Origin of the sequence: Natronorubrum halobium, assembly GCF_051351675.1 — an archaeon.
Taxonomy (GTDB): Archaea; Halobacteriota; Halobacteria; order Halobacteriales; family Natrialbaceae; genus Natronorubrum.
The window spans coordinates 39,978-52,470 of record NZ_CP195597.1; the positions used below are offsets into that span (position 1 = coordinate 39,978).

Here is a 12,493-nt window from a genome sequence, read left to right on the forward strand (position 1 = left end):
CATCTCCGCTGACTAAAGGTTGATGTGGCAAATATCCAATTTACAGGATTTATTGTGTGCATTTGGGCCGCATCCTTTTAGTAGCTATCTGTGAACTGTATCCTAAGCGCATGGCTCATGAGACACCATATTATCTCACATTTGATGATACTGAGTTGCCAAGTATTCGGGTAATACAGTCTATCTCGGCTATTGTCGGTGCAGGGCGGGGTGAATTGGCACCGCTTCATTCCGTTATTGACCCAGAAGGATTGGATAGGATGGGTCACTCCGGGAATAACTGCTTTGTGTCTTTTGAGTATGAAGGGTTTCACGTGACGGTACATGGTGATGGAAAAATCCTACTCAGAGACCCAGAATCGATTCACACAACTCTTTCTCATACCTCGAATGTGCTTCTCTTAGCCCAAAGAACAGATACTACCGAACTTTGTTCGGACCTCCAGTACCCATATCCTCCGGACCGGCAAAATGTTCTCAGCATAATAGTTGACAAACCTGCAGACGAAAAGGTGGCTGAGTTGAACGCACAACAATATGAGATGCCTGCAGAACGCAAGATTATCAGCCTCGGTGAATTTGCTCGATCAGCAAGTGCCCAGTCTGTTACACTCCCCGGCCCTATTGAAGCTGACTTGATCGCTGATGAGCAGGATCTGTCTACACTTTACGATCGAATTGAAGCTACGCTTTCCGATTGGGAATCTAATTCACATATGACGTCGCTTTGTTTCGATTCAGTTGATGCATTGCTCGACCAAATTGATCTGGATACCACGTTTAGTTTCTTCTATTCCCTTACATCGGATATAGCCAACTCGGATACAGTTGCTCACTACCACCTTGACCCGATGAAATGTGACGATGAGACTATCAATATTCTCACACCACTTTTTGATGCTGTTATCTCCGAAGATGGCGATTCTACTGCCTCACTCGGTGCCTAATCTCGATTTGTCCTACTAATTTCTCAGGGAGAAAATAACGGACCCCAAAGGCTCTTTGGTTAGCACTTAGTGCTAACAACATGGCGAACCAGATCAAGTCCTCCGGCACTGACGGTCTCGCATTGCAGATCACGAAGCCCACTCGAGCGGCGGGCCTCGTCGAAGAGGATGCCGATGGAGAGGCAACCGCGCTGGCCGACGTCCGCGTGTACGCGTTCGATCACCTCCTCCTCATGGTTGATCTCGATACTGTCTCGGTCGGAGAGAGAGCGGAACTCGTCGTCGCAGCAGCGCAGGACACCAACAGCGTACATCGGGCGATGGATGCGACCGTTCGAATCGCCGGTCACGGTTATCAGGTCCAACTGCCGCCTGCGAAGGACGCTGGATTCAGTGAGGGCGATCGAGCGCCCTGTCATCCAGCGCCGGGCATGATCGTAATCTCGAGAGACGATGGGACATCCGCTGGAACTGATAAAGCCCGACTCGCACGAGATTTAGCTGCGATCCGAAGAGAAGAGTAGACTATATACTCTTTTCTAAAAATATATCATAATAACGGCCCTAATGATTTTGTTCCAGCCAGATTGACACTCAGTGTGGGATATCAAATACTCGTAATTCTTGGTGGTATGGGTTCTGCTGGTGGAATAGTGCTGTATTTCACTGGTCGGCATGTTCTTCATACGATGTTTGGAGAAGATATGCTTCAAATTGGGACTACTGTAGGCAGCCTCGTCACTGCGTTAGGAATTATTCTCGCATTGTTCGCGACAGGCTTTATGACTATCTGACTTGCAAAGTTACTCCGAATTCACGAAATGTAGGCGAATTTCCATCATCGTTTTATTGCTATTGTGGCAGCTCAACTCTATCAGTGGTGGTATATAATTCACTTGCTATTATTGGGTAGGAAGCTGAACCATTTGATTCGGCAACTACAGATGCGGACTGAAGTATTCCGAGTTCAAAATTTAGTCATCTGGCTTGGAAACCGATCGCTGATCGTCTGTCTGTTCAGGCTGTAGCTGTCTGACGAGATTCAAATGCATCAAGTGTAGATGCATACCGATTCCGTATAGGATCACACCTAATCCAACAAACGTGAGGGGCATGAGTATCGACTCAATTGCCTGTGCAGGACTGTCGAGATTCGCGGGAAGGATGACACCAATCGCCAATAAAAACGCACTCAGAATGATTACCAACCCCGTACGGACTGCACGCGAGTACCATCCGACTTGTTTAATTCGTTCTTCGATTTCCTCTTGAGAGGGTGCCTCTGGTTCAGGAACCATGGTTCGTAGCTCTACCAGCCTCACTGAATAGATTCACTCAATCTTCTGTCCACCACATGAGTTCTTCTTTTTCGATGCCACAGTTAGGGCATTGCTCCGGCATTCCCTCGTCAATTTCACCCATCTCACCGCAGTTCATGCACCGCCACATTAGGTGGGCTTCACCGAAATCGTGTCCCGACCGGGCATGCTCAATACTGAGCTGCTCCACCCCATCGCGCGTTGATATGAAGAAACCTCCCTGTTCGTATCCTCGAACTTTCCCGAGAATCTCTCCATCTTTGTTGTACACATTCTCGCCAAGAGCGACTGGTTCTGCTTCTCGCTCTGCCTGTTCATCTCCGTCTTCTTCGGGTTTTTCACCACGTCCACTCATAGTATCATATTGGGTTCGTTGGGATTTCGCATGACCGCCTAAGGACAGTCATGAAAATAGGTGTCTGTGTAGTCGGATGGTCAGGTGCAGATTCTACGCCTCAGCCATGTCGCGACAGGAATTTGCACACTCTCGCAGCTTCTCTGCACAGACTTGACAGTGTTCTTCATCGTGCTGTTCGCATTCGTCGGCACACTCTTTACAGAGTTCAGCACAGGTTTCTGCGAGATCGCTACTGTAGCCGGAATTCCGGGCCATCCATCGGGCATGCATTGTCGTCAGATCAGCAACGTCCCGACAGAGGCGAATGCAGCGAGCCATCTCGTCACCCATCCCAATACATTCATCAGCGCACCACTCGCACGCTTGGGCAGCCTCGAAACAGTTGTCGATACACTCTGCCATCCGGTCGTTCTCACTGACGTGATCAATTTGAGTTACTGCCATCACGTACCAAAGCGACGGGCATCAGCGTAAAACACGGGCTGGAATAGGCAACCATTCGGTGGATATCCTGTACTGAACGGAAACTACGTATGCGAAGTGACCAACCCTCTGCAGAACAATTTAGAGACTAGGCTAGAATCTCAACGATATGGAATCAAAGGACTATGCGATTCTATTCGCACTGGACGTGATTGCAACTATCGTTGGAATCTTTGTCTACATTGGTATTGGCGGGTCATTCTGATGAATTGCTCACCTGTACTGAACGCCAACTACGTGTGCTAATTGGTCACTCAATTTCTAACTGGTCATTTCCGTTGTCCCCCTCACTATCGTTCTCGTCCCATTCGAGTTCGAACTCGATACTTAATTCACCGGCCCCGTCTGTTGGCCCCTCGCGTTCAGCTTTGACCTCAAACGTTGGGCTGGCTGGCGGCTCCATTGTCACGGACTCGGAACCAGATTTGAGCGTGACCGCATCGCCTTGGTCAAGCTTATCAGCAACACTGCGAAGATACGATGCGATTTCTTCTCGAGTCTGATCGCTCTCTGATTTGAACAAGACTTCTTCGGGCATGTAGAGCCAGTACACTGCCCGCACCGATAAGTGCATCACCTATACTGATTATGAGTTACACGAGCAATTCTGAATAAAGAAACCGTGTTACTGTCTACTGCTAACCGAACTTGTAGCGTACATGCCTGTACCGACAAGCTACCCAAAGAATAGCACGCCGCCGAATAGTTCAGGATCTCTCGGTTTATTGCTTCCTTTGCGCCTCGAGATGCAGTTCACCGGCTGCCGTGAGTTCCGGCTGTTTCCGGTAGCCGTCATCGACCATCCGAACCAGTCCGCGCTCCTCGAGTAGTCCGGCGTTGTACTGGACTTTGCTCCGGAACGACCCATCGAGGCCGTCGTCATTGCCACTGAGTGAGCGGGCGACGGCGGTCACCGAATCCGGATTCTCGTGCGTGATCGTCTCGAGGATCTGTTCGCCAAGGTCACTTGAGGGCGCTTGCACCGCCGTCGGGATCGTCCACGGTTGCCCGTCGTCATCGGACGCGTAGACGTGAATCTGGTTCGGATCGACCGTACTCGAGAGGACCAGCGACGTCGCTGCTGTGATCGGTGCGAAGCCGGTCGGGTTCGCGACGCCCGCGACGTTCACCCACGCGTCGTGCCCGCGCTCAAGGTCGTCCCGGAGGGCCACGAACGTCTCAGTGTAGAGCTTTCGGAAGTTCTCGAGTGGGTCGGTGACGGTCGTCTCGAGGCCTACGAGGTCGGTGATCCGTTCGTACTCTGCGACCGTCTCCGCGGTCTCGTTGGTGTCGCCGGTCGCGAGCGGGTACAGGCGCACGCGATCTGCAGGCACGCGCTCTTTCGTGATCGGAAGCAGTGGCTCGACGTTCCGTCCAGAGACGACGATGTGATGGATGTTCGATTCGCCCTCTGTGGTCGTCGTGGTCGGTGTCGTATCGGTGCTCATCGCTCGAGATCACGCTCCGCGATTCGTACGCGTTCGAAAAGATTCGCGCCACGGGTTGAATACCGACTCCCGTAGGCCAGTTCGACGTTCTCCCGGCCTTCGAACTCGATCAGTGACTCGACGTCTTCGCCTTCCCGCACTTCAACGAGAAGTCGGTCCGCGTCGCGAGCGACTAGTGATACCAGGGACGCTCGTCGAACGGCGAGTATCGAGTCGTCCATATCCTCGGGAGTGAGCCAGAGGAAGACCGTCGACTCGAGGTCGTCGGCTGGGTTCTCGAGTACGTCCTCGAGCGTGCGCTCGCGTTTTCTGTCGTCGTTTTCACTACTCGGCATGTTCAGCTACCTCCGGTTCTGGCTCTGGCTCTTGCTCCTGTCGATCGAACCGATTCAGCGCCGTGTTCGTGACGTGGTGGGCGTACTGCAGTTGGTTCGCGTCGTGTTCCAGCGGCTGGCCGTCCTCGTCGAAGCCGACGTAGATCGGGAACTGATCGTCAGACCCGCCCTTGAGCGCCCCGACCTGCCGGTAGTCCTCACCGTACCAGGGCATACTCGAGACGGACACGTCGTCGAGATGGTTCATCAGCATATACCGATAGGCCGCCTCGGTCGCGAACGACCGCGTTTCGTACAGCAGCGTCCACCCGACGTGGTCCCACTCGTCGCCGCCCTTGTCGGTGATCCGGGCTCGCCACAGTGCGTCGTTCGTCATTGGTTCTCGAGTCTTCCGGCGGGCGAACACTTCGAACTCGTCCGCTGAGTCGGTGTATCGGGAGAGTATCGCCGCGTGGCCGATTGTCTCGTGACGAGTGTCGAAGGTCGTCTCACCGATAGAGTCCGGTCTGTGGACGGCGTACTCGTAGTCGAGATCGTCGGTCATGCGTAATCCTCAAGTGTCGGTTCCGAAGGTGCTGTTCGTTCCCCGCGGTGCTTCCCACAGCGTTCACACTCCGGCACGCCATCGTGGAGTCGGAATCGATTGCAGCCACACGATTCGCACTCGTCGTCGCCTGTATTCGACGTTCGGTCGTACGTGAAATCGTCACGAACTCGGAGCATCCCCGGAGTGTGACGACCGCGGTAACCGGCTGTCACTCGGAGTCGGCACCCGTGCTTTGCGATTTCGTGGACCACCGCAGGTGGGACGGAAATCGTCGGTAATGGTCGCGTCGGAAGTGCCAGCGGCTCGAGGATCACTTCGAAACAGGGTCGTCGGTCACCGCCGTCGAACGAAATCTGTGCGGCTTCGTTGATCGTCGCCGGTCGGAACTGGAAGTCATCCAGATCCACACACTTGCCTGTATGCGTCCACTCCTCGCCGCGATTCGTGATTGTCGTCGTCCCGTTGGCGTAGTTCCGGCTGGGTTCGGCGTCGTGAGCGACACAGGGGAGTCGATTGATCGAATCCCGAACGTCGGCCGCTTTGTCGGAGTTCATAGCTCTCCTCGCTGCCGTTTTGCCAGCCCCTCTGCGAGCCGTTCAGTCTTCCCGCGGGCCGATTCTTGCATGGACTGTGTGTATCCTGGTCGGTTTGACCAGCTCCGTTCGTCCCACACGAACCAGCCGTCGTCTGGATGGCAGTCGACGATATACGTTCCACAGTAGCCTTTAGAGAACGAGTCGACATTCGGCGCGTGCACGTAGCCGCGGTAGTACGTCTCGCCTTCACCGTGATCCGGTTCAGTCTGGGTGTGCCGGCCGCGCTCGAAGTATTCGGTCACGCGGATCAGCAGGCACGTGAAATCGTGTGCTGTCCACTTGTCCTCAAGCACGAGATCGAGGAGTTGCGCTTGGTTCTGCTTCAACCGGAACGTCCAGCCGCGGATCGATCCGGAATCGTCCCACGTACCAGTTTCGGCGTTGGTCGTGGGCGGCGTCATCATCGGATCATCGAACACGTTTTCGGACTCGTCGTCTCGAGTACGGGACCGAGTGTTAGTCGCCACGGTCGTCACCTCCGGGTGTAGACCTGTGCTCGGGGTGGAGCGGTCCGAGTGGCTTGAATTTCTCGAGGAAGTCCGACAGACGCATGAGGTTGCCAGCGCCGTCGTGATCGGTGAACTGTCGTGCGGTGTCGACGTGTTCGTAGCAGCCGATACAGCCCTCGAACAGTCCGAACTCGTCGTCGGTGAGTTTCTCGAGGTTCAGGAATCGGACGACATTCTCGTCTGCTCGGTCGTCGTTCTCGTCGAAGATGTCGCCCCACGTTTTCTCGGGAACGTCGGTGATGATGACCCACGACCAGTCGTCAACCTGGTACTCGCAGACCGTCCCCATCGTCGCACCGTTCTCGAGTGCTGTGTACTTGTTCGCACGGGCTTCTTCAGGTGGAAGCCGGTCGCGTCGATCGGCGTCGGGTCGGGGGATTGGTTTATCCATCGAGGTCACCGTCCGACTGCTCCATGTCCGGTTGTAGGTACTGCCAGTCGTCGTTCTGGAGAGGCAACAATCCTGCCTGAATGCTTGACTCGTGGATTCGATCTATGTTCGCATACGTATCTCCGATTTTCCGGATGTAGAGGTTCGTTGTCCGGTCGTCACCGTGCTCGTCGTGGTGTAGAACGAACCAGATTTTGTACAGATCGATGCCGACGAAATTGTCTTCCCCCATCGGTCTCGTTCGGGGTCGTGCAGCCACCGCAGATCGAAGTTCGTGCTCGAAACGACCCGATAGGAACACGTTCGTCAGTGCTCCGATACGCTCCCTCAGAGATGGTGTTTTGTCGCTCCACCATCGCTCAGTCCCGTCTGTGTTCATTCTGATTCCCCCCATTTCTGTGACTACATCCCAAAAGAGGATCGTAGCCTCGCTTTTCTCAAATTGCTCTGTTGTGGCAGGATACTCGGACCAGAACGTGTCCTCGCAACCCTCGCGCTTCCATCGATAGCATCCGACCCGCTCAGTTCTGTCCGACGGCATCACGAATCGCCTCCGTTGCCGTCAGTGGCCGTGTGTAGTGATCGTCCTCTACCGAAGATTCTACGTCTAGAATTGCAGGAACATTTTTGACAACTCGATTGGAAAAGGGCTGTATGCCTCCCAATCAGGATGTTAGAGACGCAGAGCCCGTTATTGGATATATCGTAGGTGGACTCATCGTACTTGGTCTTCTCTCTGGCATCATACTCGGGAATTGGGCAATTTGGTCCCTGTGGGTTCCTCTCGCTGTTACGGCGATCGTGATATATCTGTTCTACAGACTGGTCCTCGCTGTTGAGCACATCGCGTACGATTCCTAATCGCTCAGTCCCGTCCACAGCGTTGCCGCTCGAGTCACTCATCTGTCGTACGCACCTCGTTCAAGCCGGAACGACGCTAACTCCGCAGCGAGTAGGGCCTCGAGGTATCCCTCGTTCGCGACCGCGGCCGTCTTGAGCGCGTCCGCCAGCGAAGCGTCGACGTTTTCGTCGATCTCGAGTTCGTAGCCCGGCTTTTCGGGGACGTCCTCGCGAGACATCCGCTCGGTGTGCTGGTTACGCTCGAGAATCGACGTGATCTGTTCCTGGTCGATCCACTCGGTCTCGTCGGCCCAGTTGATCAGGAGCTGGTGGCCGTCGATCTCCGTGATCCGACCACGGTTGGGGGTTGTCGAATCCACCGTCTGGAACTCGACGCGGACGCCCGCCGAGAGTCGGTGATCGGCTGATCCCGAGCTCATGATTCGGTCTCCATGTCTGCGTCTGGGTCCTCGAAGCCGGCACAGACCCGGCAGCGGTTCTGGTCGGACGCTGGATGATAGCAGACCGATTTCCGTTCTTCGCACTCATCACACGCCCAGTCGTCGACCGTCGAGCGGAGGTCCTCGAGTTCCTGTCGGAGCGCCTTCGCCTCCTGGTAGGAGAGATTCCGTTCGACCTCGCCCGGTTCGACGTGTTCGTAGGGCCACTCTTCCTCGAGCAGTCTGTCTTCGGAGTCGGCCGATTCAGCGCCGGTCATTTGACCAACCCCTCCGCTCTCGCCTGCTCACGAATCATGTCGTACGTTCTCGATGCTGCTTCTGCTTCGTCGTAGGCCCCGTAATCGGCCATCTCCTGTTGAACCTCGAGCAGTGCATCGAGCAGATCACCGACGTTATCCTCAGTGACTGACGTTACATCGATCGTCGTTCGGATCCCGAAGTCGTGTGGGTCGTTACCGGCCGCGTCCAACAGCGTCCGTCGCTGATCACTGCCGACACCTGTGAGCGTCAGTTCACGCTCTGAATCGGTCGCCGTCATGCTTCCACCCACTCCTGCGGGTTGTCGAACTCGCCGTCGACGAGTCGCTTTCGTTCGGCGTATTCCTCGTCTCGAGGAACCAGCTTGTGGATATCCGAATCGTCGGCGGCGAACGACTCGAGCGCAGCACGGGAACCGTCGTAGTCGTATCCGTGACTGCCACCCCGAACGAACGACAACTCGCCTTTTTCTGGTTCGTGCTCGAACGTGTGAATCTCGTAGTTCGCGTCGACGAACAGCAACACTTCGTCAGGGTTTGCCTCGAGATACGCTTCCCACTCATCGGCGGATCGCTCTGTCTCACCCGAGTGCTGTGTACCCGACATGGTCAGTCACTCGAGATACGCGGCGCGAGCATTTGCGTGACTTCGCCGTGGAACGTGTCGTCTCCCTCTTCGTCGTCGTCCTCGATATGCTCGAACTGGATGAACACCGGCATCTCATTGCCGAGGTCAAGGGTCACCTCTGCGTTCGCCGGGATCTCCTTCGAGAGATCCTTGAGGTAGTCCAGCGAGAACAGCGCGTCGCCGTCGCCCATCTCGAGGTCGATCACGTCCTCACGCGTGAGATCGAGAACGACATCATCGGTATCGCCCTCGGCGCTGACGACGAACGCGTCCTCCCCGGCGTCGTTCTGCCGGGTCTCGAATCGCATGTGATCGGAGACCATATCGGCGGCTTTGACCGCTCGGTGGATGTCCTTGCCCTCGAGTGTCACCGACGCGGGCAACTCGAGATCCGGGATGTCCGGTTCCTGCCGGATGCTATCGGGATCGATCAGTGCGAGTGTGTACTCGAGCCCGTCGATGACGATCTCGAGTTTGCGCGTCTCCTGATCGAGTTCCAACGACACCGGGTCTCGGGACTCGCCGAGACTCAGGATATCCGTGATCCGGGAGAGATCCAGACCGATCAGTCCGCCCGTACTCGAGTAGTGGTCGAACGCGGCCGCGTCGAGTCGCTCGTCGACCATCCCGACGTTCGCGGGATCGACGCCGCGCCCTTCCAGGCCGTCGGACTCGAGGTGGAGTTTCATCTCGTCGAGAATCGGGGTGTACTGCTCGAAAAACGCGAGCAGGTCGCCTGCAGTCGCCTTGCACGCGAACCCGCCACTCTCGGTCGTGAGATCCGGCGTTGGGTCGGCTTCCTCTTCTTTCTCTTCAGCTTCCGGCTGCGGTTCTGGCTCTGGTTCGTCGACGGACTGCGTCTCGTCGGCTTTGGACTCGGTGCTCATTCGAGATCGACCTCCTCGATTTCGGCGGCGTTGTCGATACCATCGATTTCGACCGACTCGTCTGTGAGGTCGGTCTCGGTCCAGTCCTCGGGGAGCTCGAGCGGTTCGATCGCCTCGTCGTCCGCGTCGACGGCGAACCGATCGCTATCGGGCGAGACGTTCTGCAGGTCGGTTGGCTGGTCGCTATCACTATCCATCTCGGTCGTACAGTCGCCGATCGCTCGGTCGACTGCTGCCTGTGTTGCGTCCATAGCAGGGGTGTTGTGCCGTTTTGGCACGGAAGGTACGCCGCGGGATCGAACCGCGTCACACTGTCATGTGAGACCGTCGCGCACGTTGTCGCCGATTGTTCGGACTCCTAACCTATCAACCTTCGTTGGTCAACGTCGACCGATGCGAGACTTCGTCGGCGTATCGCTCGAGGAGATCACCCAGTGGGGTTTCGAGCATCGAGTCGCCATTTTCGCGTGCCAACTCACCGAGTAGGACCATCGGTGACGCCCCCGTGTGTCCAGAGCGGCTCAGGAGTGTTCCAGCCGGGGCTTTCAGGCCGTGTTCGACGAGCCAGTGGCGAATCGTCTCGCCGGACACCTTGCCGTCGAAGACCTCGCGAGCGATACGCTCGGCCGCCATCCCGCGCTCGTTGTGGAAGTAATCGAGGACGCCCGAATGCTGGTAGTCCTCGTTGTCGGCCGATAGCTTGTCGGGATCGTACGACCGCGTCTCGGTATCCTCCAGTCCGAAGCTATCAAAATCCGCCTGAACGGACATCTCAGGCCACCTCGTGTAGATCGACGACGGCGTTCGCGTCGGCTTCGATCCACGCGGCCCCATCGTGGCCGGCTTCGGCCAGACACAGCGCATTCGCGTTCGGCTGTTCGAGTGTGAGCGCCTCGAGTGCCGGGCGCTGGTCGGACTCGTCGCTCGAGCCCAGGTCGGCGTCAGCGAGTTGTTCGTCCGCCCGATTCGCCCGTTTGACCGTTTCCGGTAGTGGGTTTCTCGGCATAGGTGGTCACCATCGCGGGGGTGCCGCGAGTTACCCATAACTCTAGTCCCCATCAACATATTTGTTTTGGTTTCACCGAATACGGTGCTGAACACCAGTACCGTTTAGTCACTGTATTCCGTTAATGCGAACGCATACGGTGACGAAAACGCAAACACAATCTATGCGACGGGCTTTACTTACCGACGGCGAGCGGGCCGCAATTCGCGGCGACGAGAGCGTCGACGACGATACACGCTCTACGCACCGATCTCGAGTCAAACAAAAACTAGAGCGACGAATGCGAGACGACGCCCGATTACTACGCGAACACGACCCCGAACTCTTCGATATTCTCCAGACCGAAGTGTGCGAAGAATCGCTGGTCGAGCGTGTCGATCGTCTCGAGCGCGAACTCGAGGACGTGAAAGAGCAGTTGGACGATTCGGAGTGAGTGGGTTGGTCCTGTTGAAACCCTCAAGGAGTGATAGGTTTCAACAGACGTGTTGGATACAGAGCGCAGATTCACCGATTCCGTCGATTAGCAACAGTCGCTTTCATTGGGATTCCACTCGCACGCATTTCCTGTGGTAAGGCCGTTCTCGTCGATATACGCTGAGAGACAGGCGTAGTTACAGAAGTATAGGGGTGACCCACAGTCGTCGTCACAATCGCGGACACAAATGGGCTCGTGGTCGAAGATACGCGACTCACAGTATGTACACGCCTCTTTTGCGTCAGGTGTTGTAACGGTCGTCGACATACCTGTGCTAGGGGATTGGTCGCGGAAAACGTTTCGTAGGGAAGCGACGAATACTCCCCTATGCTGATCAATGTGTGTTGTGCCTATATTTCGCACGTCGTTTGTATCAAACGCTGTGAATTTCGACGGAGTGAGTGAGTTCTAGTCGGGCAGCTCGTCCGGCCCGACCTCGCCTTCGACGTACTCGATCCCGGTCTCGGAGATTCGATACTCGCCCCGCTCGAGTTTCTCGAGTAGATCAGCGTCGGCGAGGGTCAGCATCCGCTGGTTGATGTAATCGGCATTGTAGGATTCGCCGTCCGTTCGCCGGATGTTCTTCGCGACCGTAGACGGACCATATATGTCCCGACTGCGGTTGTAGTAGTAGGCGAGAATTTTCAAATCAACGGCCGCCATCCAGTCGGCACGCTCTATATCCGCAGCATCCATGTATCTCGGCAGTCTCACCGAACGGCTATAATCCTTATTGCGTGCAGAGAGGATTCGGCAGAAAAGCAGCAAAACCAGCGTATTCTGATGTTGGAATACCGATATGAACCTAAGTGGGCATTGAGGAAGCTATAAGTGCCGGGGGTTGTATGACTGGCCTAACGACTGCTCAACACGTTGCCCTTCGAAAAACCCGAACTGCCTGAACCAGTCCGGGACCCCTTACGAATGTCACATCAGAACACGCACGCTCCGACGGACGGAACGCCCATCGTGAGTGCCGCGTGTCCGGCTCATTCTACTGGCGCAA

General features: G+C 55.9%; 24 protein-coding genes. 4 read left to right on the top strand and 20 right to left on the bottom strand.

The features are described 5' to 3' along the window. Positions 1-110: 110 nt before the first annotated feature. Positions 111-947, top strand: a complete 837-nt coding sequence (locus ACSFC7_RS27100) for a DUF7504 family protein (protein WP_436348909.1) — start codon at positions 111-113, stop codon at positions 945-947. Between the two features lie 80 nt (positions 948-1,027). Further along, positions 1,028-1,471, top strand: a complete 444-nt coding sequence (locus ACSFC7_RS27105) for a hypothetical protein (protein ID WP_436348910.1) — start codon at positions 1,028-1,030, stop codon at positions 1,469-1,471. Positions 1,472-2,282: 811 nt separating this feature from the next. On the opposite strand, the gene ACSFC7_RS27110 is transcribed toward ACSFC7_RS27105, so the two are convergent. From ACSFC7_RS27110 to ACSFC7_RS27155, 10 genes are all read right to left on the bottom strand, one after another. After that, entirely contained in the window at positions 2,283-2,621 is a 339-nt protein-coding gene (locus ACSFC7_RS27110; RefSeq protein ID WP_436348911.1) for a DUF7130 family rubredoxin-like protein, read from the bottom strand. 93 nt (positions 2,622-2,714) lie between these two features. After that, positions 2,715-3,068, bottom strand: coding sequence for a four-helix bundle copper-binding protein (locus ACSFC7_RS27115; RefSeq protein WP_436348912.1), 354 nt, complete (start codon positions 3,066-3,068; stop codon positions 2,715-2,717). Positions 3,069-3,357: 289 nt separating this feature from the next. Continuing rightward, positions 3,358-3,645, bottom strand: coding sequence for an amphi-Trp domain-containing protein (locus ACSFC7_RS27120; RefSeq protein WP_436348913.1), 288 nt, complete (start codon positions 3,643-3,645; stop codon positions 3,358-3,360). Positions 3,646-3,829: 184 nt separating this feature from the next. Continuing rightward, positions 3,830-4,555 carry a hypothetical protein gene (locus tag ACSFC7_RS27125; protein WP_436348914.1) on the bottom strand — a complete coding sequence of 242 codons (726 nt, stop codon included), beginning with the start codon at positions 4,553-4,555 and terminating at the stop codon, positions 3,830-3,832. Continuing rightward, positions 4,552-4,890 (bottom strand): hypothetical protein, encoded by a 339-nt coding sequence (locus tag ACSFC7_RS27130; RefSeq protein WP_436348916.1) that lies wholly within the window; start codon positions 4,888-4,890, stop codon positions 4,552-4,554. The genes ACSFC7_RS27125 and ACSFC7_RS27130 overlap by 4 nt, the downstream gene beginning before the upstream one ends. Further along, positions 4,880-5,434 (bottom strand): hypothetical protein, encoded by a 555-nt coding sequence (locus tag ACSFC7_RS27135; protein ID WP_436348917.1) that lies wholly within the window; start codon positions 5,432-5,434, stop codon positions 4,880-4,882. Before ACSFC7_RS27135 ends, ACSFC7_RS27130 begins: the two co-directional genes overlap by 11 nt. Next, positions 5,431-5,991, bottom strand: a complete 561-nt coding sequence (locus ACSFC7_RS27140; protein WP_436348918.1) for a hypothetical protein — start codon at positions 5,989-5,991, stop codon at positions 5,431-5,433. Before ACSFC7_RS27140 ends, ACSFC7_RS27135 begins: the two co-directional genes overlap by 4 nt. Further along, positions 5,988-6,500, bottom strand: coding sequence for a hypothetical protein (locus tag ACSFC7_RS27145; protein ID WP_436348920.1), 513 nt, complete (start codon positions 6,498-6,500; stop codon positions 5,988-5,990). The genes ACSFC7_RS27140 and ACSFC7_RS27145 overlap by 4 nt, the downstream gene beginning before the upstream one ends. Beyond that, entirely contained in the window at positions 6,490-6,933 is a 444-nt protein-coding gene (locus ACSFC7_RS27150) for a hypothetical protein (protein ID WP_436348921.1), read from the bottom strand. Before ACSFC7_RS27150 ends, ACSFC7_RS27145 begins: the two co-directional genes overlap by 11 nt. Continuing rightward, positions 6,926-7,474, bottom strand: a complete 549-nt coding sequence (locus tag ACSFC7_RS27155) for a hypothetical protein (protein ID WP_436348922.1) — start codon at positions 7,472-7,474, stop codon at positions 6,926-6,928. Before ACSFC7_RS27155 ends, ACSFC7_RS27150 begins: the two co-directional genes overlap by 8 nt. Positions 7,475-7,587: 113 nt before the next feature. On the opposite strand from ACSFC7_RS27155, the gene ACSFC7_RS27160 reads away from it, so the two are divergent. Next, a complete protein-coding gene (locus tag ACSFC7_RS27160; RefSeq protein ID WP_436348923.1) occupies positions 7,588-7,794 on the top strand; it encodes a hypothetical protein in 207 nt (68 codons plus the stop codon). 38 nt (positions 7,795-7,832) lie between these two features. On the opposite strand, the gene ACSFC7_RS27165 is transcribed toward ACSFC7_RS27160, so the two are convergent. The 8 genes from ACSFC7_RS27165 to ACSFC7_RS27200 all read right to left on the bottom strand — a co-directional run bounded on the left by ACSFC7_RS27165 (position 7,833) and on the right by ACSFC7_RS27200 (position 11,012). Then, positions 7,833-8,213, bottom strand: a complete 381-nt coding sequence (locus ACSFC7_RS27165) for a hypothetical protein (RefSeq protein WP_436348924.1) — start codon at positions 8,211-8,213, stop codon at positions 7,833-7,835. Further along, entirely contained in the window at positions 8,210-8,491 is a 282-nt protein-coding gene (locus tag ACSFC7_RS27170) for a hypothetical protein (protein ID WP_436348925.1), read from the bottom strand. Before ACSFC7_RS27170 ends, ACSFC7_RS27165 begins: the two co-directional genes overlap by 4 nt. Next, positions 8,488-8,772 carry a hypothetical protein gene (locus tag ACSFC7_RS27175; protein ID WP_436348927.1) on the bottom strand — a complete coding sequence of 95 codons (285 nt, stop codon included), beginning with the start codon at positions 8,770-8,772 and terminating at the stop codon, positions 8,488-8,490. Before ACSFC7_RS27175 ends, ACSFC7_RS27170 begins: the two co-directional genes overlap by 4 nt. Continuing rightward, the gene (locus ACSFC7_RS27180; protein WP_436348928.1) at positions 8,769-9,098 is read right to left on the bottom strand and encodes a hypothetical protein; all 330 of its coding nucleotides are present in this window, start codon (positions 9,096-9,098) and stop codon (positions 8,769-8,771) included. Before ACSFC7_RS27180 ends, ACSFC7_RS27175 begins: the two co-directional genes overlap by 4 nt. A 2-nt stretch (positions 9,099-9,100) precedes the next feature. Further along, the gene (locus ACSFC7_RS27185) at positions 9,101-10,006 is read right to left on the bottom strand and encodes a DNA polymerase sliding clamp (RefSeq protein ID WP_436348929.1); all 906 of its coding nucleotides are present in this window, start codon (positions 10,004-10,006) and stop codon (positions 9,101-9,103) included. After that, the gene (locus ACSFC7_RS27190) at positions 10,003-10,257 is read right to left on the bottom strand and encodes a hypothetical protein (RefSeq protein WP_436348931.1); all 255 of its coding nucleotides are present in this window, start codon (positions 10,255-10,257) and stop codon (positions 10,003-10,005) included. The genes ACSFC7_RS27185 and ACSFC7_RS27190 overlap by 4 nt, the downstream gene beginning before the upstream one ends. A 115-nt stretch (positions 10,258-10,372) precedes the next feature. After that, positions 10,373-10,777, bottom strand: coding sequence for a hypothetical protein (locus ACSFC7_RS27195; protein ID WP_436348932.1), 405 nt, complete (start codon positions 10,775-10,777; stop codon positions 10,373-10,375). A gap of 1 nt (position 10,778) precedes the next feature. Beyond that, positions 10,779-11,012: a hypothetical protein gene (locus tag ACSFC7_RS27200; protein WP_436348933.1), complete on the bottom strand. Its 234-nt coding sequence runs from the start codon at positions 11,010-11,012 to the stop codon at positions 10,779-10,781. A 163-nt stretch (positions 11,013-11,175) separates the two neighbouring features. On the opposite strand from ACSFC7_RS27200, the gene ACSFC7_RS27205 reads away from it, so the two are divergent. Continuing rightward, positions 11,176-11,445 carry a hypothetical protein gene (locus ACSFC7_RS27205; protein ID WP_436348935.1) on the top strand — a complete coding sequence of 90 codons (270 nt, stop codon included), beginning with the start codon at positions 11,176-11,178 and terminating at the stop codon, positions 11,443-11,445. Between the two features lie 87 nt (positions 11,446-11,532). Here the strand turns inward: ACSFC7_RS27205 and ACSFC7_RS27210 are convergent, their stop codons facing one another. Together ACSFC7_RS27210 and ACSFC7_RS27215 are read right to left on the bottom strand one after the other, a co-directional pair. Continuing rightward, complete coding sequence (locus ACSFC7_RS27210; protein WP_436348936.1) at positions 11,533-11,754, bottom strand: hypothetical protein; 222 nt, start codon at positions 11,752-11,754, stop codon at positions 11,533-11,535. Between the two features lie 141 nt (positions 11,755-11,895). Then, positions 11,896-12,183: a MarR family transcriptional regulator gene (locus tag ACSFC7_RS27215; protein WP_436348937.1), complete on the bottom strand. Its 288-nt coding sequence runs from the start codon at positions 12,181-12,183 to the stop codon at positions 11,896-11,898. Positions 12,184-12,493: the final 310 nt, after the last annotated feature.

Coding starts and splice junctions, on each gene's coding strand:
- ACSFC7_RS27180 (WP_436348928.1), bottom strand. CDS start 9,098: ATGTCGGGTACACAGCACTCGGGTGAGACAGAGCGATCCGCCGATGAG.
- ACSFC7_RS27215 (WP_436348937.1), bottom strand. CDS start 12,183: ATGGATGCTGCGGATATAGAGCGTGCCGACTGGATGGCGGCCGTTGAT.
- ACSFC7_RS27205 (WP_436348935.1), top strand. CDS start 11,176: ATGCGACGGGCTTTACTTACCGACGGCGAGCGGGCCGCAATTCGCGGC.
- ACSFC7_RS27210 (WP_436348936.1), bottom strand. CDS start 11,754: ATGTCGACGACCGTTACAACACCTGACGCAAAAGAGGCGTGTACATAC.
- ACSFC7_RS27110 (WP_436348911.1), bottom strand. CDS start 2,621: ATGAGTGGACGTGGTGAAAAACCCGAAGAAGACGGAGATGAACAGGCA.
- ACSFC7_RS27170 (WP_436348925.1), bottom strand. CDS start 8,491: ATGACCGGCGCTGAATCGGCCGACTCCGAAGACAGACTGCTCGAGGAA.
- ACSFC7_RS27140 (WP_436348918.1), bottom strand. CDS start 5,991: ATGAACTCCGACAAAGCGGCCGACGTTCGGGATTCGATCAATCGACTC.
- ACSFC7_RS27175 (WP_436348927.1), bottom strand. CDS start 8,772: ATGACGGCGACCGATTCAGAGCGTGAACTGACGCTCACAGGTGTCGGC.
- ACSFC7_RS27125 (WP_436348914.1), bottom strand. CDS start 4,555: ATGAGCACCGATACGACACCGACCACGACGACCACAGAGGGCGAATCG.
- ACSFC7_RS27185 (WP_436348929.1), bottom strand. CDS start 10,006: ATGAGCACCGAGTCCAAAGCCGACGAGACGCAGTCCGTCGACGAACCA.
- ACSFC7_RS27190 (WP_436348931.1), bottom strand. CDS start 10,257: ATGGACGCAACACAGGCAGCAGTCGACCGAGCGATCGGCGACTGTACG.
- ACSFC7_RS27200 (WP_436348933.1), bottom strand. CDS start 11,012: ATGCCGAGAAACCCACTACCGGAAACGGTCAAACGGGCGAATCGGGCG.
- ACSFC7_RS27195 (WP_436348932.1), bottom strand. CDS start 10,777: ATGTCCGTTCAGGCGGATTTTGATAGCTTCGGACTGGAGGATACCGAG.
- ACSFC7_RS27160 (WP_436348923.1), top strand. CDS start 7,588: ATGCCTCCCAATCAGGATGTTAGAGACGCAGAGCCCGTTATTGGATAT.
- ACSFC7_RS27105 (WP_436348910.1), top strand. CDS start 1,028: ATGGCGAACCAGATCAAGTCCTCCGGCACTGACGGTCTCGCATTGCAG.
- ACSFC7_RS27130 (WP_436348916.1), bottom strand. CDS start 4,890: ATGCCGAGTAGTGAAAACGACGACAGAAAACGCGAGCGCACGCTCGAG.
- ACSFC7_RS27120 (WP_436348913.1), bottom strand. CDS start 3,645: ATGCCCGAAGAAGTCTTGTTCAAATCAGAGAGCGATCAGACTCGAGAA.
- ACSFC7_RS27155 (WP_436348922.1), bottom strand. CDS start 7,474: ATGCCGTCGGACAGAACTGAGCGGGTCGGATGCTATCGATGGAAGCGC.
- ACSFC7_RS27135 (WP_436348917.1), bottom strand. CDS start 5,434: ATGACCGACGATCTCGACTACGAGTACGCCGTCCACAGACCGGACTCT.
- ACSFC7_RS27150 (WP_436348921.1), bottom strand. CDS start 6,933: ATGGATAAACCAATCCCCCGACCCGACGCCGATCGACGCGACCGGCTT.
- ACSFC7_RS27115 (WP_436348912.1), bottom strand. CDS start 3,068: ATGGCAGTAACTCAAATTGATCACGTCAGTGAGAACGACCGGATGGCA.
- ACSFC7_RS27165 (WP_436348924.1), bottom strand. CDS start 8,213: ATGAGCTCGGGATCAGCCGATCACCGACTCTCGGCGGGCGTCCGCGTC.
- ACSFC7_RS27100 (WP_436348909.1), top strand. CDS start 111: ATGGCTCATGAGACACCATATTATCTCACATTTGATGATACTGAGTTG.